General features: G+C 60.1%; 12 protein-coding genes and 2 pseudogenes. 5 read left to right on the top strand and 9 right to left on the bottom strand.

Annotated elements, in window-relative coordinates:
• Positions 1–42 precede the first annotated feature (42 nt).
• The 3 genes from scpA to AC0NIL_RS28845 are packed head-to-tail and all read right to left on the bottom strand — an operon-like array spanning position 43 to position 5726.
• The gene (gene scpA, locus AC0NIL_RS28855) at positions 43–2184 is read right to left on the bottom strand and encodes a methylmalonyl-CoA mutase (protein WP_473574151.1); all 2142 of its coding nucleotides are present in this window, start codon (positions 2182–2184) and stop codon (positions 43–45) included.
• Positions 2181–4184, bottom strand: coding sequence for an acetyl-CoA carboxylase biotin carboxylase subunit (locus tag AC0NIL_RS28850; protein ID WP_473574152.1), 2004 nt, complete (start codon positions 4182–4184; stop codon positions 2181–2183). Before AC0NIL_RS28850 ends, scpA begins: the two co-directional genes overlap by 4 nt.
• A gap of 9 nt (positions 4185–4193) precedes the next feature.
• Positions 4194–5726: an acyl-CoA carboxylase subunit beta gene (locus tag AC0NIL_RS28845; protein ID WP_473574153.1), complete on the bottom strand. Its 1533-nt coding sequence runs from the start codon at positions 5724–5726 to the stop codon at positions 4194–4196.
• A gap of 220 nt (positions 5727–5946) precedes the next feature.
• On the opposite strand from AC0NIL_RS28845, the gene AC0NIL_RS28840 reads away from it, so the two are divergent.
• From AC0NIL_RS28840 to tnpB (AC0NIL_RS28830), 3 genes and pseudogenes are all read left to right on the top strand, one after another.
• Entirely contained in the window at positions 5947–7359 is a 1413-nt protein-coding gene (locus tag AC0NIL_RS28840) for a helix-turn-helix domain-containing protein (protein ID WP_473574154.1), read from the top strand.
• 579 nt (positions 7360–7938) lie between these two features.
• Positions 7939–8385 carry an IS66-like element accessory protein TnpA gene (gene tnpA / locus AC0NIL_RS28835; protein ID WP_473574155.1) on the top strand — a complete coding sequence of 149 codons (447 nt, stop codon included), beginning with the start codon at positions 7939–7941 and terminating at the stop codon, positions 8383–8385.
• 26 nt (positions 8386–8411) lie between these two features.
• Positions 8412–8498: pseudogene (gene tnpB / locus AC0NIL_RS28830) on the top strand (IS66 family insertion sequence element accessory protein TnpB); the annotation flags it as partial.
• Positions 8499–8589: 91 nt separating this feature from the next.
• On the opposite strand, the gene AC0NIL_RS28825 reads toward tnpB (AC0NIL_RS28830), so the two are convergent.
• The 3 genes and pseudogenes from AC0NIL_RS28825 to AC0NIL_RS28815 all read right to left on the bottom strand — a co-directional run.
• Positions 8590–10491, bottom strand: a complete 1902-nt coding sequence (locus tag AC0NIL_RS28825) for a tyrosine-type recombinase/integrase (RefSeq protein ID WP_473574156.1) — start codon at positions 10489–10491, stop codon at positions 8590–8592.
• The gene (locus AC0NIL_RS28820) at positions 10488–10718 is read right to left on the bottom strand and encodes a tyrosine-type recombinase/integrase (protein WP_473574157.1); all 231 of its coding nucleotides are present in this window, start codon (positions 10716–10718) and stop codon (positions 10488–10490) included. The genes AC0NIL_RS28825 and AC0NIL_RS28820 overlap by 4 nt, the downstream gene beginning before the upstream one ends.
• An 83-nt stretch (positions 10719–10801) precedes the next feature.
• Positions 10802–11524 (bottom strand): annotated as a pseudogene (locus tag AC0NIL_RS28815) (tyrosine-type recombinase/integrase); the annotation flags it as partial.
• Positions 11525–11932: 408 nt separating this feature from the next.
• On the opposite strand from AC0NIL_RS28815, the gene tnpB (AC0NIL_RS28810) reads away from it, so the two are divergent.
• Positions 11933–12121: an IS66 family insertion sequence element accessory protein TnpB gene (tnpB, locus tag AC0NIL_RS28810; protein WP_199645943.1), complete on the top strand. Its 189-nt coding sequence runs from the start codon at positions 11933–11935 to the stop codon at positions 12119–12121.
• 106 nt (positions 12122–12227) lie between these two features.
• Positions 12228–13706 carry an IS66 family transposase gene (gene tnpC / locus AC0NIL_RS28805; RefSeq protein WP_473574243.1) on the top strand — a complete coding sequence of 493 codons (1479 nt, stop codon included), beginning with the start codon at positions 12228–12230 and terminating at the stop codon, positions 13704–13706.
• Between the two features lie 260 nt (positions 13707–13966).
• Here the strand turns inward: tnpC and AC0NIL_RS28800 are convergent, their stop codons facing one another.
• The 3 genes from AC0NIL_RS28800 to AC0NIL_RS28790 all read right to left on the bottom strand — a co-directional run bounded on the left by AC0NIL_RS28800 (position 13967) and on the right by AC0NIL_RS28790 (position 18157).
• A complete protein-coding gene (locus tag AC0NIL_RS28800; RefSeq protein WP_128177423.1) occupies positions 13967–14785 on the bottom strand; it encodes an enoyl-CoA hydratase/isomerase family protein in 819 nt (272 codons plus the stop codon).
• A 10-nt stretch (positions 14786–14795) separates the two neighbouring features.
• Positions 14796–15908, bottom strand: coding sequence for a CaiB/BaiF CoA transferase family protein (locus tag AC0NIL_RS28795; protein WP_474048301.1), 1113 nt, complete (start codon positions 15906–15908; stop codon positions 14796–14798).
• Between the two features lie 65 nt (positions 15909–15973).
• Positions 15974–18157 carry an acetate--CoA ligase family protein gene (locus AC0NIL_RS28790; RefSeq protein WP_473574241.1) on the bottom strand — a complete coding sequence of 728 codons (2184 nt, stop codon included), beginning with the start codon at positions 18155–18157 and terminating at the stop codon, positions 15974–15976.
• Between the last annotated feature and the right edge of the window lie 164 nt (positions 18158–18321).

Below are 18321 nucleotides of genomic sequence, written 5' to 3'. Positions count from 1 at the left end.
GCGCCCCGACTCGATTACCAAGTCCTTGACGATCGAGACTCTTCATTGATTGCGGCGCCTACCTTCGAGGAGATCGACGACCGCACGAGCGGCATCCAGGACATGGGTTCCAGGGCCGAACACGGCAGCGACCCCACGGTCCAACAGAAACTGATAATCCTGGCGCGGCACCACGCCACCGCACACGACGATGATGTTTTCCGCTCCTCTCGCCCTCAGGGAGTCGACGAGTTGCGGCAGGAGTGTCTTGTGTCCGGCCGCGAGCGAGGATGCGCCGACGACATGAACCTTAGAGGCCACCGCCAGGCTTGCGGCTTCTTCCGGAGTTTGGAAAAGCGGCCCGGCGACGACGTCGAAGCCGAGATCCCCGAACGCAGATGCGATCACTTTGGCGCCGCGGTCATGGCCATCCTGGCCGAGCTTGGCCACCATCAGCTTCGGCCGGCCGCCGAGCGAGACGGAAACCTCCTTTATGCGCGACGCCAGTGTTTGGTATTCCGGCTCATTCTGGAAGGCGGCGCCGTAAACCTCCGAAGTCACCTCAGGAACGGCCACGTGATCGCCGAAGGCGCGGCGCATAGCGTCGGAGATCTCCCCGACTGTCGCGCGAGCTCGCACCGCTTCAACCGCAGCTTGGAGGATATTGCCCTTGCCGCTGGCCGCGGTCTTACCAAGCGCGGCAAGGGCAGCGTCGACGCGCTTGGGGTCGCGCTGACGCTTTGTTTGTTGGAGACGACGGATCTGCGCCTCGCGCACCGCCGCATTGTCTATGTCAAGAACCTCGATCGGGGCCTCGTTTTCCAGCCGGTACTTGTTGACGCCAACGATCACCTCGTCGCCGAGGTCGACCGCCGCCTGGCGGCGGGTCGCCGCCATCTCGATCAGGCGTTTTGGCAGGCCCTCGATGACGGCCTTGGTCATGCCGCCGATGACCTCGATTTCCTCGATGAGCGCCCACGCCTTATCGACAAGTTCGGCGGTCAGGCTTTCGACGTAGTAGGAGCCGGCCAGCGGATCGACGACCTTGGTTACGCCGGTCTCGTGCTGAAGGATCAGTTGCGTGTTGCGCGCGATCCGCGCCGAAAACTCAGTCGGCAGTGCGATCGCTTCATCGAAAGAGTTGGTGTGGAGTGACTGCGTGCCGCCAAGAACCGCGGCGAGCGCCTCGTAGGCGGTGCGCACGATGTTGTTGTAGGGGTCCTGCTCCTGCAGCGACACGCCCGATGTCTGGCAGTGCGTGCGCAGCATCAGCGATGAAGGCTTCTTCGGTTGGAACTCTTCCATGATACGCGACCACAGAAGTCGCGCCGCCCGCAGCTTGGCGGTCTCCATGAAGAAATTCATTCCGATGGCGAAGAAGAACGAGAGCCGTCCGGCAAAATCGTCGATGTCGAGGCTCGTCTTCAATGCCGCGCGGACATACTCACGCCCATCGGCCAGCGTGAAGGCGAGCTCCTGCACCAGGGTCGCGCCCGCCTCCTGCATGTGATAGCCGGAGATGGAGATCGAGTTGAACTTCGGCATCTCCTTTGCGGTGTACTCGATGATGTCGGCGACGATCTGCATCGAGGGTTCGGGCGGGTAGATGTAGGTGTTGCGGACCATGAACTCCTTCAGGATGTCATTCTGGATGGTCCCGGAAAGCTCGGCCGGCGAGCAGCCCTGTTCCTCGCCGGCGACGATGAAGCAGGCAAGGATCGGGATGACCGCACCGTTCATGGTCATGGAGACGGAAATGTCCTTGAGCGGTATGCGCTCGAACAGAACCTTCATGTCCTCGACGGAATCGATTGCCACGCCAGCCTTGCCGACATCGCCGACGACGCGCGGGTGGTCGCTGTCATAGCCGCGATGTGTGGCGAGATCGAACGCTACTGACACGCCCTGCTGGCCGGCGGCGAGCGCCTTGCGGTAGAACGCGTTCGACTCCTCCGCGGTCGAGAAGCCGGCATATTGCCGGATTGTCCACGGCCTGCCGGCATACATGGTCGCGCGCGGTCCTCTCACGAATGGCTTCAGGCCGGGCAGCGTGGCAAGATGGTTAATCCCATCCAAATCGTCGCCCGTGTAAAGCGGCTTGACGTCGATGCCTTCGGGTGTGCGCCAGACGAGTGTATCGGCCGAGGCCTTCAGCTCCCGTTCGGCAAGAGCGCGCCAGTCGGTGAGTTTTGGATCCGCCATCATTCGAACTCCAGAATGGGTTCGTCAACGGCAAGGCTTGCGCCCGCCTTGGCGGCGATCCGTTTGACGATGGCGCGCCGTTCGGCGCGCAGGACGTTCTCCATCTTCATCGCCTCAACGGTCGCCAGCACCTGTCCAGCCTCGACCTGTTCTCCTTCGGACACGGCAATCGCGGTGACCACACCGGGCATCGGGCAAAGCAGCAGCCTGGAGGTGTCCGGCGGCTGCTTCTTCGGCATCAACCGCGCCAGTTCGGCGACAGGTGGGCTGCGTACATGGGCGACAACATCCATTCCGCGCCAGCGCAGTCGGTAGCCGGTTCCTGACCATGAGGTCTTGATCGACGTGCTTTCGGCGCCAATTTGAAAGTGCGCGAGGTGCCGTCCCGGCAGCCAGTCGCTTGCAACGCACAGAACCGAACCGTCATCGAATGACACTGCGGTTCCGTTGTCTTGGTCGCGCACGGCGACCGCAAAGGCATGGTTGCCAAGCGTGACGATCCAATCGCCAGGGACTTTGCGACGATGATTGTCCATCGCCCCGGAGATCAAGACATTGCGCTGCTGGAGTCTCCAGTTGATATGTGCGGCAACCGCGGCGAGCTTGCGCTCGTCCGCATCGGTTGGGGACACACCTGCGAATCCGTGCGGAAACTCCTCTGCGATGAAGGCCGTGCTTAGCCGCCCCTCTCGAAACCGGGGATGGTCCATGACAGCGGCGAGAAACGGCAGGTTGTTGCCGATGCCTTCCACTTCGAAATCATCCAGCGCGGCAGCCATGGCGTCAATTGCGCCCAGCCGATCGGGGGCCCAGGTGCAGAGCTTGGCGATCATGGGATCATAATGCATCGAGATGTCCGAGCCCTCGACCACACCAGTATCATTGCGGACAAGTGAGCAGTCCGCACGCGGCTCTTCGGCGGGCGGGCGGTAGCGTGTCAGACGACCGATCGAGGGCAGGAAATTGCGATACGGGTCTTCGGCGTAGAGCCGGCTTTCGATCGCCCAGCCGTTCAGCTTCACGTCCTCTTGGGCAAAGCCCAGCTTTTGACCGGCGGCGATGCCGATCATTTCCTCGACCAGATCGATGCCGGTTATAAGTTCGGTAACCGGATGCTCGACCTGAAGCCGGGTGTTCATCTCGAGGAAGTAGAAGTTGCGGTCGCGGTCGACGATGAATTCAACGGTACCTGCGGAGTGGTAGCCGACCGCCCTGGCAAGAGCGATGGCCTGCTGTCCCATTGCATGTCGAGTTGCTTCGTCGAGGAACGGGGAGGGCGCTTCCTCGATGATCTTCTGGTTGCGGCGCTGGATCGAGCATTCCCGCTCGCCAAGGTAGACGATGTTGCCGTACTGATCACCGAGGACCTGGATTTCGATGTGACGTGGTTCGGTAACGAATTTCTCGATGAAGACACGGTCGTCGCCGAAGGCGTTCTTGGCTTCGTTTCGCGAGGAGTGAAATCCTTCGCGCGCCTCGATCTCATTCCAGGCAATGCGCATGCCCTTGCCGCCGCCGCCAGCGGATGCCTTGATCATGACAGGAAAGCCGATCACTCCGGCGATGCGCATCGCTTCCTCGGCATCCTCGATCAGGGCCATGTGGCCGGGCACCGTGGAGACACCGGCGGATGCTGCGATCTTTTTCGAGGTGATCTTGTCGCCCATCGCCTCGATGGCGACGGGCGAGGGCCCAATGAAGGCGATGCCCTTGGCTTTTAGCGCCTCGGCGAAATTCGAGTTCTCGGACAGGAACCCGTAGCCCGGATGAACCGCATCAGCGCCCGTGGCGGTGACGGCATCCAGGAGGTTGGCAATGCTCAGATACGACTGGGCCGAGGCGGCGGGGCCGATATGGACGGCTTCATCCGCCTGCCGGACATGCAAGGCGTCGCGTTCAGCGTCGGAGTAGACGGCGACTGTGGCAATGCCGAGCCTCTGAGCCGTCTTGATCACTCGACACGCGATCTCGCCACGATTGGCAATCAGGATTTTCTTGAACATTTTTGCCACTCAAAGCGGGATGGTGTCGTGCTTCTTCCACCGCGTCTCGAGGCTTTTTCCGCGCAGCGCGGCAAAGGCACGCGCAATCCGCTTGCGTGAGGAATGTGGCATAATCACCTCGTCGATGAAGCCGCGCTCGGCGGCAATGAAAGGGTTGGCGAAACGCTGCTCGTATTCCCTGGTGCGAGCCGCGAGCCTCTCTGGATCGCCGAGTTCTGATCGGTAGAGGATCTCGGCCGCGCCCTTTGCGCCCATCACCGCGATTTCGGCGGTCGGCCAGGCGTAGTTGATGTCCGCGCCGATATGTTTAGACGCCATCACGTCGTAGGCGCCGCCATAAGCCTTGCGCGTGATCAACGTCACCATCGGCACGGTCGCCTGAGAAAAGGCAAACAGCAGCTTGGCGCCGTGCTTAATGACGCCGCCATATTCCTGGGCGGCGCCCGGCAGGAAACCCGGCACGTCGACGAGCGTCAGGATCGGGATGTCGAAGGCGTCGCAGAAGCGAACGAAACGCGCCGCCTTGCGGGAGGAATCGATGTCGAGGCATCCGGCCAGCACCATGGGCTGGTTAGCGACAACGCCGACGGTCCGGCCCTCGATGCGCAGAAAACCGGTAATGATGTTGCGGGCGAAGGCTCCCTGAAGCTCGAAGAAGTCTCCTTCGTCCGCAATGGCGAGGATCAGTTCCTTCATGTCGTAGGATTTGTTGGCGCTCTCCGGCACCAGCGTGTCCAGGCGCAGCTCGGTCCGCTCGGGATCGTCATGAAAAGGCCGCACCGGCGGCTTTTCGCGATTGTTCAGGGGCAGGAAGTCAAAGAGGCGCCGAACCTCTTCCAAAGCCTCCACGTCGTTTTCGAAAGCCCCGTCCGCAACCGAAGATTTTTGCGTATGCGTTGCAGAACCGCCGAGTTCCTCCGCGGTCACTATCTCGTTTGTGACCGTCTTGACCACATCCGGACCGGTTACAAACATGTAGGAGGAATCTCGAACCATGAAGATGAAATCAGTCATGGCCGGGGAATAGACCGCGCCGCCGGCGCAGGGTCCCATGATCACCGAAATCTGTGGAATGACGCCGGAAGCATCTACATTGCGCTTGAAAACGTCGGCATAACCGGCAAGCGAGGCGACACCCTCCTGGATGCGCGCGCCGCCGGAATCGTTGAGGCCGATCACCGGCGCCTCGTTGCGCACCGCCATGTCCATGATCTTGCAGATCTTCTGAGCGTGTGTTTCCGACAGCGACCCGCCGAGCACCGTGAAGTCCTGTGAGAAGACATAGACCAGCCTGCCGTTGATCGTACCCCAGCCTGTGACCACGCCATCGCCGGCGACCTTCTGTTCAGCCATGCCGAAGTCCGTCGCACGATGCGTGACATACATGTCGTATTCTTCGAAGGAGCCTTCATCGAGAAGCACCACGAGGCGCTCCCTGGCGGTCAGCTTGCCTTTTGCGTGTTGAGCGTCGACACGCTTCTGCCCGCCGCCCATGCGAGCCTGCGCACGACGGATTTCGAGTTGTTCGAGAACGGCTCGCATCAGCGCCCAGCCGTTTGCTCGAGCATCTTCCAGGTCGTCTGGAATCGCAGTGCGGTGATCTGGCTTTGCCTCGAACTCGGCTTTGCTTTGCTGCACAATGGCATGAGGGCCTCCACTGGAATTACGCTCCGCATTAGTTCGCCGGTAATGCACGGGAAAGGCTTGACCGTGTGCGATTGCGAATGTATGAAATTGCGAACGGCAACATGCGAAATTGCAAATGGCAAACGGCAAGCTGTTCATTGGGCGGCGGGTGCGCGAACTGCGGGAGGCTAGCAAGGCCACCCAGGCGGCGTTTGGCGAGCGGCTGGGAATCTCGACCAGCTATCTGAACCAGATAGAAAACAACCAGCGGCCGGTGTCAGCTGCAGTGCTTCTTGCGCTGGCCGAAAAATTCCAGGTTGATATCGCCTCAATTGGCGGCAGTGAGGCCGACCGGCTGCTCTCGGCACTGAGCGAGGCCCTTGCTGACCCCGTATTCGGTGGTGTTTTGGCCGGATTTCAGGAACTCAAGCTCGTTGCCCAAAACGCACCGTCTTTCGCACATGCGCTGATCACGTGTCATCAGGCGTATCGCAGAAATAGCGAGCAGCTTGCCAGCTTCGACGACCAGCTGATCCGAACCAATGCTTTTGCCGAGCCGACACCTTATGAGGAAGTGCGGGATTTCTTTCATTTTGTTGACAACTACATCGATGAGCTCGACCGGGCGGCCGAGCATCTGGCGAAAGCCCTGGGCATACCGGATCGAGATGTCGGTACGGCGTTGTCAGATCATCTGGAACAGCATCATCACGTTCGCATTGCGCGTGCTGCCAATGGCGAACGGGTGATCAGGCGGTTCGACGCTTCCTCGCGCGTGCTCTACTTGAACTCCTATTCGCCTGCATCAACGCGCAGTTTCCAGATGGCATTCCAGATCGGCGCCTTGGAGCATAGGGCGGAGATCGACGCCATCATCGAGCGCGCGCGCTTACGTACCGCCGAAGCGGCAGAGATATGCAGGATCGGCCTCCAGAATTATTTTGCCGGCGCGCTTTTGTTGCCATACCGTCCGTTCCTGGCAGCGGCAAAAGAACTTCGGCACGACCTGCACCTGCTCGCTATGCGCTTTGGCGCCAGCCTTGAGCAGGTGGCGCATCGCCTTTCGACGTTGCAAAGGCCCAGGATGAAGGGCGTTCCCGTCTTTTTCGCGCGCATCGATCGAGCTGGCAACATCACCAAACGCCACAGCGCCGCGAAGTTGCAGTTCGCCCGCTACGGCGCAGCTTGCCCGTTGTGGAACGCCCATCAGGCGTTCGAAACCCCAGGCCGCATGGATTGCCAGCTGGCCGAGACGCCAGACGGCGTGCGTTATCTCAGTATTGCCACAGAAATCACCAAGGCCGACGGTGGATTTGGAACTCCTCATCGACGCTATGCGATCGCGCTCGGATGCGAGATCTCCGAAGCGGGCGATTTCGTCTATGCCGACCGGCTGGACATTGCGACCAGCTCTGCGTTCGAGCCCATCGGGGTTTCATGCCGCATATGCGAGCGCCTGGATTGCATTCAACGCGCCGTCCCGCCGCTTAAGAGTACGATCACGATCGACCACGACCGACGTAGCGAACTGCCGTACAAGATTGGCTGACTTCGAATGTACGCGCTCAGCTGTCTTCGCGTGCTTGAGACAACCGAAAGCCATCTCAGAAAATGGGGTGGGCGGGTGGGTGAGCGTGCCGCAACGGAATGTCGCATCTAGTGCGGTTACGCTTCTTATTCCGAGCACAACCAAGGGACGGTCGACGAGGGCCGTGGACGTGTGCGTGCTGCATCGGCGTGGCCGTTGCCAGTCTTGCCGTTGGACAAGAGCAACGCCGCCTCCCTACTCGAGACCCAGCGCCAAGTTCGAAGCGAAAGCACAACGCACGCGAGTAACGAGCTGGTGCAGCGCGACAATCAAGTTGAGGTGCGCCAGGCCAAGCTGGCGAGTTCCAGCGGTGCAAGTTCGGCCCGGGCAACGGGTAGCGCCCGCCCGGTAGTGAGTTTTGCGACGTGGGAGGTGACGACCACGGCGAAGCGTACACAGCAATCGTGTGGGGTGTGGGAATATTGGAATGCGCTGCAAGCATCGTTTCAGGCATTCTCATCTCCGTAAGCGTTGTCCTGTCGCCACCTTTCGCGCGTGGTCGTGAGCAGCGATGTTCGGAGCCTTTGAGGGCTTCGACACATGACGATTTCAGAGCTTACGCTTAAGTCCGAGGATTCTGAGCCGGCGCGACGTTTCGAGGTGTTCACGGGTGCCGGCCGACGGCGCGAATGGTTGCCGGAGGAGAAGGCGCGGATCGTGGCGGAAAGCTATGATGCCGGCGAGACCGTGAGCGCAGTGGCCCGGCGACATGCATTGTCCCCGCAGCAGTTGTTCGCCTGGCGCCGGTCCGCGCGGGTGCCGTTGGCGAATGCGCCGGCACCGGAGCCGTTGTTTGTTCCCGCAGTTGTCGCGGCACAGGAACCCGACCCGGCCGGGAAGCGCGCGAGATCGACACGGAAGCGGAAGGCCGCGCGAGAAGCCGGCGTGATCGAGCTGGAGATTGACGGTGTCGCCATGCGGGTCGGTCGTGGCGCCGACCCCAGGACGGTGGCGGCGGTGATCCGTGCGCTGAAGGCGCCGTCGTGATCGGGCCGACGGGTGTGGTCAAGGTGATGGTCGCGACGAAGCCGGTGGACTTCCGCAAGGGGGCCGAGGGCCTGGCGGCGCTGGTGCGCGAGACGATGGGCGCCGATCCGTTCTTATGCATCGGGTGAGATTTTGTGGCGGAGCCGTCCTGGCGCCAGCCGGGGTCTGCCAAATCTGGAATCCTCCGCCACATAATATTTTAGCTTAGATGCTGTTCAGCAGTTGCAGAACGGCATCGGTGGGCCAGAAGCGCGCCCCGTAATTGCCCTCGATGCCCGCCTTTTCGAGTCCGTTGCGCATCATCTCGACATCCGCGGCGGCATAGCGGTGGGTGGTGGCGACCTGTGCGTGCCCGAGCCAGGCTTGAATCGTCAAAAGATCCACGCCGGACTGGAGAAGCTTCATGGCGAGGGAGTGCCGGAAGATGTGTGGCGATATGGGCTTTTCGGCCAAGTCCGGCCTTATGGCCACTGCCTTGGCCGCGGCTCGTCGTACGATGTGGGTCGCCCCGAAGCGCGTCAGGCGCTCCTTGTGGGCGCCGACAAAGATCGGTCGTGGTTCGTGGTTGGCGATTCCGCGTCCGCGCAACAAGGCCGCCAGCGCTCTCGCCAGATCCTGAGGAACGGGGATGACGCGATCTCTGCGCCCCTTACTGTGCAACAGCACCTGCGAACGCGGGCGTTGCAACTGAAGGTCGTCAGCATTGACACCGATGGCTTCGGAGACCCGCGCACCGGTCCGCGCCAGGAACAGCAGAAACGCGCGGTCGCGCCGACCACGGGGCGTCCTCTGATCGGGCGCCGCAATGATTGCGTCCACTTCTGCGTTGGTGAGGTGGCGCGTCACCTCAATGTGCGCCCGTTTTGTGGGAATAGTCAGCACGCGTTGCGCGACACCAAAGGACGCCGGGTCGGCCGCTGCCACATGGTGGAAGAAAGATCGTATCGCAGCTAGTCGGGCATTGCGCGTGGCGACGGTGTTGTTCCGCTTCTCCTCGAGTTCGTCGAGAAAGGCGAGAACGAGGTCTCGATCGAGATCTTCGAGCACCAACGCCGCCGGCCTCTTCCGCAACCTGGCAGCGGCAAAGAGGATCAGCATGCGCAAGGCGTCGCGATAGCTCGCGACAGTCGCGGGAGTGGCGTTGCGCTGCTTGGTCAAGCGCCGGCGAAAGTAGGATTCCAGGAGCAGATGTTCGCTCATGCTGCACCTCCATCGAGGAAAGCGCGGTCCGCCGCAATGGCGAGAAGATCCGCCGAACCAGTGAGGTAGTAAGCTGTATCGCTGTAGCTGGCGTGGCCGAGATATGTGGCGAGCAACGGGAGCAACGCCTGAACGTCTGCACGCTGTTGATGCCAGAAGCTGAGGCGGGTCACGGCGAACCGGTGCCTTACCGCCATCAAGGCCGGCGAGCTTGCGGACCTTGGCAAAACCGTTTTGTAGGCCGGTCGCTGAGAGACGGTTGCCACGAGAGCTGAGGAAGAAGCCCTGGTCCTTGGGCGTGGGAAAAGCGGCGTCACGCTCACGGGCGTAGTGGCGAAGGGCAGCCTGGGTCGTCGTGTGAACTGGAACGAGACGGTCCTTGCGGAACTTCGTCTTCCGAACCAGAAGAACCCCGCTGGTCAGATCGACGTCGGAACGATCAAGCCTGACCACTTCGCCAGATCGTAGTCCCGAGCTTGCCAACAATCCGATCAGCGTTGCCATCGTCCGCCCCCTGAGAGGGATGCCTGGCGAAATGCGCGCACACGCGTCGATGAGCGACGCCAACTCTGACTCGCTGAGGATCCGCGGCGGCGGAATCGCCCTGGATCTGGGAAAGACTCTACGCTCCAAGGTCTCCGTTTGGGCATCATAGACGGCGAGATACTCGTAGAATCGGCGGAGCACGCCGTGACGAGTGGTACGGCTGTTGGCGGCGCCGCCGAATGACAGGACGAAGTCCAGCGCCATCGTCCGGGTGGCGGGCGCATCGAACTGAGCGCGTTCAACGTAGCGGACGAAAGCCCGCAACGTGCCAGCTTGTTTGCTAAAAGAGTAGCCAAGCGAATGGCGCAGTTCGATGTAACGCTCGGCCTTCTCGCCGAGGAATCGGGTAAAGGCGGTCATGCCGTGCCTCCCGGAAAGTGGAGTGCGACCTCTGCGAGTTGCGAGGCCGCAACCTTCACGTACAGCGCCGTTGTGTTGATGCTCCGGTGGCCAAGAAGATCGGCGACCTCGTTGATTGGCCTTCGCTGCTTGACGAGCTGGGTGGCGAGACTGTGGCGCATGAGATGCGCACCTTCGACCTGCCCGAGTTCAAGCCCGCCATGTCGCAACCGCTTCCGCACGCGCATTTGAACGGTGCCACGGGCGGCGTGAAGGACAGGAACAGATACGGACTATCCACTTTCGGTCGAGCGCGCAGGACGTAGTCGGCGAGCGCAGCGCCAGTCTCCTCGAGCAGCGGCGCCACCCGATCCCGCTTGCCCTTGGTGCGCCGGACACAAACCTCGCCAGCACGCCAGTCGATATCCTGCAGCTGAATGGCGCGTAGCTCACCGTTGCGAATGCCCGTGGTGGCGAGTAGCAGCAGGACGGCTCGATCGCGGATGTCGACCGGCGTCGTTGCACCGATCGCATCGATTGCCCGCCGAACGTCATCCCATGCAAGGCGCGGCGGCAAATGCGCCAAACGCCAATGAGGCGTCCTTGGGACGACGCGGTCGAGATCCTGATCATGGTGGCCAGCCCAACATAAAAACTGAAGAAATGTTCGGATGTGAGAAGTCGCTGCCGTGCGGGTGCCGGTGGTCGCCGATAGCGACAGCCGATGCTCGACAGCAGCGAGTACGTGCTCAGCCGTCAACGCCTCGAGGTCTTGACCGGGATGGTGATGGCGGAGCCAATCCAGAAAGCGGCGGCCTCCCAGAAGAACGCCTTCGCGGGTCTTCGGCTCAAGTCCTCGCACCTTGCGCAAATAGTCGGAAAATGAGGTCAGAAGCGGAGTATCCGGATCATCATCTACCTTGGGAGGGGAAGCAATGAAGCGCTCCGGAGCCACTCGCAGTGCGTGTCCTAGCGCCGATACTGCACCAATGCGCGGAGTATCCGTAATAAACGTGGACAAATAGCTATCGATGACATCTTGATGGATCGGCATCCGACCACAGCGCGTCGCGGCAAACTGGCTAAAGCGCGCAATCCGGCTCAGGTAAATCTTGGCGGACGCTCGCTTATAACCGAGCGTGAAAAAATGCTCCGCGAAGCGATCCATCTCGCCGCCGAGCGCACCGCTACGCAGGCGCTTGAGTACCCCACGATACGAAAAATAGAAGTCAAGCATATTGCCCCTCCAGCATTGCGGCGCAGGGGGATCCCGCGTCCGTCAGAGAGGCATGAAATATTATGTGGCGGAGGATTCCAGATTTGGCAGACCCCTGCTGGCGCCAGGACGGCTCCGCCACAAAATCTCACCCGATGCATAAGAACGGTTAGGTGGCGCGCCACCTAACCGTTCTCTGGCGCGGTCTACGTCTTCAGGGCCAAGCGCGCCGACCGGGTCAAGCTGGTGTACTTCGACGGCACCGGCGTGTGCCTGCTGGCGAAGCGTCTGGAAGACGGGAAGTTCTGCTGGCCTGCCATCACCGATGGCGTGGTAAGGTTGTCGGCGGCGCAATTGCAGGCGCTCCTGGAAGGGTTGGATTGGCGGCGCGTGCATGACGCCCGCGAGACGCGCGCGCCGGTCGCGGCAAGTTGATTCCATAGGCTAGAGGCGCTGGCAAAGCATTGGAATGCATGATTGAATCGGCCTTGTGAGCAACCCGGCCGAGCCTCAGACCAACGATCCGATCGCGCTTCAGGCGATGCTCGCGGCGGAGCGCGCCGAGAACGAGCGGCTGCGCCAGATCATCAAGGAACTGCAGCGCCACCGCTTCGGCCGCAGAGCAGAGAGCCTGCCGGTCGACCAGCTGCTGCTGGGCCTGGAAGAGGCCGAGCAGATCGAGGCTGAAGGCTTCGCCGCGGAGGACACCGCCGATACTGCCAAGCGCGAGGCTCGCGCCAGGAAGCGCCGCGCCAACCGCGGTTCACTGCCCGCGCACCTGCCGCGTATCGAGCAGGTCATCGACATCCCCGACAATATCTGCCCGTGCTGCAAGGGGATGCTGCACGTCATGGGCGAGGATCGCTCCGAGCGCCTCGACATCGTGCCGGCGCAGTTCCGCGTGATCGTCACGCGCCGGCCGAAGTATGCCTGTCGGAGCTGCGAGGAGATTGTAGTGCAGGCGCCGGCTCCGCCACGGCTTGTCGAGGGCGGCATCCCGACTGAGGCGACCGTCGCCCATGTGCTGGTCTCCAAGTACGCCGACCATCTTCCCCTGTATCGCCAGGCGCAAATCTACGCCCGCCAAGGCGTGAACCTGGATCGCTCGACGCTTGCCGATTGGGTCGGCAAGGCGGCTTTCCTGCTCCGCCCCATCCACGAGCGGTTGTTCGAGCGGCTGAAGGCGTCCGGCAAGCTCTTCGCCGACGAGACCACGGCGCCGGTGCTCGATCCCGGGCGCGGCCGCACCAAGACGGGCCAGCTGTTCGCTTATGCTCGCGACGATCGCCCCTGGGGCGGGATCGATCCGCCCGGCGTCGCCTATCTCTATGCGCCGGACCGAAAGGCCGAGCAGCCACTGCGGCACCTTCAGGGCTTCGTCGGAATCCTCCAAGTCGACGGCTACGCCGGATACCGGGCGCTGGCCGAGCGTAATGCCGTCAGTCTGGCCTTCTGCTGGGCTCATGTCCGTCGCCGCTTCTACGAACTGGCCCAGTCCGGACCCGCGCCGATCGCGACAGAGGCGCTCCAGCGCATCGCCGAGCTCTACAAGATCGAGAGCGAGATACGAGGCCGCTCGCCCGAAGAGCGGCGCACCGCGCGCCAGGAGAGAAGCCGACCCATCATCGACGCCCTCGAGCCGTGGCTGCGCGGGAAACTCGCGCTGGTCAGCCAGAAGAGCAAGCTCGCCGAAGCAATCCGCTACCCGCTCTCGCGCTGGGCCGGACTTGGTCGCTTCCTCGACGATGGCCGGGTCGAGATCGACTCCAACGTGGTCGAACGTTCGATAAGGCCAATCGCCCTCAATCGAAAGAATGCGCTCTTCGCCGGTTCCGACGGCGGTGGCGAGCACTGGGCGACCATCGCCTCGCTCATAGAGACCGCGAAGCTCAACGGCGTCGACCCGTACGCTTACCTCGCTGACGTCATCGCCCGCATCGTTGCCGGCCATCCACAAAGCCAGCTCGACGACCTGCTGCCCTGGGCCTACACCCCTGCGCCACTCAAGGCCGTGGCCTAAAAGCAGCGGTTACTCATCTCCTTCGGATCACGCCAAAGAATCGCATGAGAATGCATCATCTGCAGCGAATCGCTGTCTTTGGTTGATAAAGGCCGCGTATGATTTCGAGCAGTTCTTGTTCTGGCCCCCGGGAAGGTTTTTTGGCCCTGACCGGCCGGGGCGGCGCGGTGGCGGAGCTGGCGAAAACCTAAGGCTATCCAAGGTTGGGTCTCGGAGCACAGTAACGACGGACTTCACCAAAAATTTGGAGGAAGACCGGGTCAGGTTATTTCGAGTTCATCGAATGGCGCATTTGCCTCGGCTAATGCCGCCCTGAGACCCATTTTCTGTGTTGTGTCGCTGAAGCGCTGATATTCCGGCACCGGTTGGGTTCCAAGCATAGCGAGTACTTCTAGATAATCCTTGTTCGCCTTCCAAAAACCCATAGTCTCGTAAACTCGGTTGAGATAGCTTTTGTGCATTTTTTGCATATCGCGCGGCATAAGAGCCATGCGCTTCGCCACCTTCATGGTTAGTGCGTCAAGCTCCTCGCGTTTGCAAACGCGAGTTACCAGGCCGCGCTCTTTGGCCTCAGATGCGGGAACATCAAGGCCAAGCAGCATCATTTCCTTTGCAGACTTTGTGCCAGTCACCCAAGGCATCGTTAGCGTGATTGCCGGAATCCCATAACGCGACTCTCCGAGGCCCATTTTCACCTCTTCAGATACGATCGTAATGTCCGCCATCATCGCCATTTCGAAACCTTTACCAATGCAATAGCCGTGGGCGGAGACAATCACAGGGGTAGAGATTTTCCAGATAGTCGTGAATTCCTCAAACTCTGCCTTGTAGTGCTCGTAATAGGCATAAATCTCCCTAGGCTCTTCGGCATCTTGCATCAGGTCATGGCCGGAACAAAAAGCACGCCCGGCACCTTTGAGGATGATGACATTTACCGTCGGATCTTTGTCGGCAGCGAAAAGGGCCTTTGAAATCTCAGTGCAGAGCTTGGAATTGACCGCATTAAGCACTTCCGGCCGATTAAGAGTGATGGTGCAGATCTTATCTCGAACGTCGTAAAGCAAGTGATCATAGCTCATTTTATACTCCTTATTCCGTAACGCCTTCGCGACGTAATGTTTCGTATTCAACCGTTGAGATACCAAGCTCAGACAATATGTCTTGAGAATTCTTGCCGGGGCAGAACGGAGCGCTCCGTATTGTCCCCGGGGTCAATGACAACTTCGGTGCTATTCCGATTTGAGGGATTCCGAAGTCGTGAACAATCATCGCTCGTTCCCGTGTCTGCGGATGTTCCGCAATCTCCTCCAGGGATAAAACAGGAGTGATGCAGGCGTCGGTGCCGTTGAAGGTCTCGACCCATGCGTCGCGCGGCTTGGTGAGAAAGATGTCCGTGAGCACGGTCGTCAACTCTGCCCATCGGGCTCGGTCATCCAGCAACTCCATCAGTTCAGGCCGCCCAAGTCCGCCGAAAAAGTCTTTCGTAAATTTCGCCTCCAGCGCCCCGACGGAGATCCAGTTGCCGTCCTGGCACCTATACGCGCGATAATGCGGCAAGCGGCCGAGAAAGGTATCACGCCACGTTTGAGAGGTATGACGCCCGCCAAGTGCCGTGCTGAAGAGGTCCGCCATGAGATAGATGACGGAATCGGTGCAGTTCGCATCGATATACTGGCCCTCTCCGGTTTTCATCCGATGCACGAGGGCTAACAAGACGCCGATCACAGCACTCATCGAAGCCCCGCCGTTGTCAGAAAGAATGTTCTGAGGATTGACCGGCTGGTCATCCTGGCCCCGGATCATGTCGAGGGCCCCTGTCATGGCGAGATAGTTGATATCGTGCCCGGCTGCGTTCCTCATCGGACCGCTTTGTCCGTAGCCGGTAATCGAGCAGTAGATGAGCCGTGAATTTATCGCTTTAAGATCGTCGTAACCAAGCCCAAGCGCTGCAAGTTTGCCTGGGCGGAACTCTTCGAGCAGAATGTCAGCCTTGCGGACTAAACCGAGAAATATATTGCGTCCTTTAGTTGTCTTTAGATCTAAAGCTAGTGAACGCTTATTTCGGTTAACAGCATCATGTGGTTGGAAGCGTGAGGTTATATACGGATCGTCGGCGATGTCGCCGCCGTAGGTCTGGCCAAATGTTCCTGTCGCGGGTCGAACGACATGAACGACCGCCGCACCAAAGTCCGAAAGCATCATGCTTGCGAGGGGCCCAGGAGAGTTCATTGACAGATCAAGGACCAGGAGGCCTTCCAAAGGCATCGTCATTGGCTGGCCACCATTCTGAGCACGGCATCAGCAGCGACGGCGCCATGACCGTAGGCTCGTAACATCAAGGGGTTGACTTCCAACACCTCCAGGGTGCTCGCGTGGGCCAACGCAAACGCCGCCAAAGCCTCGATGGCATCAAGAGCACCTTCGATATCAGCGCGCGGTTTTCCGCGCCAACCGTTGAGCAGCGGGAAAAGCTTCAACGAACTTACGGCTGCTCTAATTACTGAACGGGGGCTCGGAAGAAAGATGGTTACAGCGTCCTCCAACAACTCAACTGCGGTGCCGCCAACCGCAAGTGTCATTGCAAGGCCAATTCCGGGCACCTGTCTTATGCCCACCAAGAGTTCGCCGATTGAACTCTGGACCATCTCTTCCACGAGGAAGGATTTGGGCACGATATGTGGCACGGTCTGCTGCATTCTGACCTCCATCGCGGCTATGGCGGATCGAAGATCAGAAAGGCTGGCTATGCCCAAAGCGACTGCACCACATTCCGACTTATGCAATATTTCAGGGGAAACTGCTTTGAGGGCAACCGGGAAGACAAGGGTGGCGCAGTCCTGCAGGTTGTCCCTGTTTACCACGCGCCCGGTAGGTACTGAGACACCAGAAGTGGACAACAGTTCCTTTGCTTGAGCTTCATCAAATTGCTGCACTGTTGCTATGTCGAAGGTCGACGACTGCGGCAGGAGAATGTCGGCGTCTGCAGCAGCCGCGAGTACCGGGAGATTATTCACATATCGGGCAACAGCCCCCACAGCCTTCATGCCGTGGTCGAGTCCCATGAGGGGAGCCATCCCATTTTCTATCATTAGCCGCTGGGCATCGGCCGGAAGATCCTCAGGGACAGTGTTGATGAAAGCACAGGGCAAACCACTAGCCTGCGCGGCGCGGGCAAATGCGATTGAACAAGTGTACCAACCGGCGGGATCCCAACCGCCAGCAGGAGGGAAGCTCATGATGAGCAAGGCCAGATTGTACGTGCCGTTGGCAAAGAAGGTTCGAAACGTACTCTCAACAACCTCACTCGCCTCAAACTGTCCATCGGATATATCGAGGGGGTTGTTTGGCAGAACAAAGTGAGGAAGCTGGGGCCGAAGGAGTTGGGCAGTCTCTTCACTGATCGCAGGCAATGAAAGGCCTGCGACCTCTGCCTCGTCGGCGCCAAGTACGGCATAGGAGCCTGATGAAGTAGCTAGCGCAGTACGGCCGCCGGTGGGCCGACCAGCCAGGACAAGCATTTTCAGAGTTTCGATGGCCTGCAGCTGGTTACTAACTTCGATAAATCCGAACCGACTGAAGAGAGCCGATGCAACGGCTGCCTCTCCTGAAAGAGAGGCCGTATGGGTCTGCGCAGCGCGTTCTCCAGAAGCGGATCGCCCCCCTTTGACCACGATGACAGGCACATTCTTGCGCACGGCCTTCAACGCGGCTTGACTCAATTTTGCCACGTCGTGGAAGCTTTCGATATAGAGATTGATTGCTTTGACGCGTGGGTCATCGAGCAAAGCTTCCATCACATCGGCGATTGTCAGGTCCGCTTGATTTCCGACGCCAACCAGATAGCCGACAGGCAAAGAGCGCTTCATGCAGCCCAGATCCGATAGATATGCGCCGCCATTCGAAATGACGGCGACGCCTTCGCTAACGCCGGAATGGTCGCCGAAGAAGTCCTGCATAAACGCGGACTTATCGAAAAAATTAGCAAAGCCGGGTCCATTCGGTCCAAGCAGAAGCATAGGACCCGACGCCGAAATCAATGCATTTTGACGCTCTTCTCCGTCCGCGCGTAGTTCCGAGAAACCGGCGCTATTGCAAACCGCACCGGACACTCCGAATGTAGACAGCGAATTCACGGTCTCTATGACTGCCTCTTTGGGGACCGCGACAAATGCAAGATCTGGGACTTCCGGCAGGTCGGCCACCGCTGCGTGGCACTTGATTCCCGCGATGACATCGCGCCAGGGGTTGACCACATAGACGCGTCCAGAGAAGCCGATCTTCCGTGCATATTCGATCGATGTGGTGAGATTAGAGCCACCGAAGAAAACAACGCTATTCGGCGCCAGCATCCGGGAAAGCCGCGCACCGCGAGACGGGCTCGTTTTGTCTAAGACAATCAAACTATTCAACATCGCTCCATCCTTGCCGAGCCACCCCACGCCAGCGACCATCGCGATCCTCAACAAGGATCGCGGTCGCCATCGCCGACGGGCTTTCTCAAAATCTCAAAGCTACAGTACGGACCGCCGGCAGATATTCTTTGTCGTGAACGAACTTTTTGTTGGCTCGAAATGACATTCCATAACATCTCACTGCCCGTACCAACCGAACGTTT

It is taken from the genome of Mesorhizobium sp. WSM1343, assembly GCF_055901535.1.
The sequence above is the reverse complement of the archived record's forward strand: the minus strand, read 5'-3'. Positions and strand labels throughout refer to the sequence as shown.

Coding starts and splice junctions, on each gene's coding strand:
- AC0NIL_RS28845 (WP_473574153.1), bottom strand. CDS start 5,726: ATGCGAGCCGTTCTCGAACAACTCGAAATCCGTCGTGCGCAGGCTCGC.
- tnpC (WP_473574243.1), top strand. CDS start 12,228: ATGCTCGCGGCGGAGCGCGCCGAGAACGAGCGGCTGCGCCAGATCATC.
- AC0NIL_RS28795 (WP_474048301.1), bottom strand. CDS start 15,908: ATGATGCTTTCGGACTTTGGTGCGGCGGTCGTTCATGTCGTTCGACCC.
- AC0NIL_RS28825 (WP_473574156.1), bottom strand. CDS start 10,491: ATGACCGCCTTTACCCGATTCCTCGGCGAGAAGGCCGAGCGTTACATC.
- AC0NIL_RS28840 (WP_473574154.1), top strand. CDS start 5,947: ATGGCAAACGGCAAGCTGTTCATTGGGCGGCGGGTGCGCGAACTGCGG.
- AC0NIL_RS28790 (WP_473574241.1), bottom strand. CDS start 18,157: ATGGTCGCTGGCGTGGGGTGGCTCGGCAAGGATGGAGCGATGTTGAAT.
- AC0NIL_RS28820 (WP_473574157.1), bottom strand. CDS start 10,718: ATGCGCGTGCGGAAGCGGTTGCGACATGGCGGGCTTGAACTCGGGCAG.
- AC0NIL_RS28800 (WP_128177423.1), bottom strand. CDS start 14,785: ATGAGCTATGATCACTTGCTTTACGACGTTCGAGATAAGATCTGCACC.
- tnpA (WP_473574155.1), top strand. CDS start 7,939: ATGACGATTTCAGAGCTTACGCTTAAGTCCGAGGATTCTGAGCCGGCG.
- scpA (WP_473574151.1), bottom strand. CDS start 2,184: ATGATGGCGGATCCAAAACTCACCGACTGGCGCGCTCTTGCCGAACGG.
- AC0NIL_RS28850 (WP_473574152.1), bottom strand. CDS start 4,184: ATGTTCAAGAAAATCCTGATTGCCAATCGTGGCGAGATCGCGTGTCGA.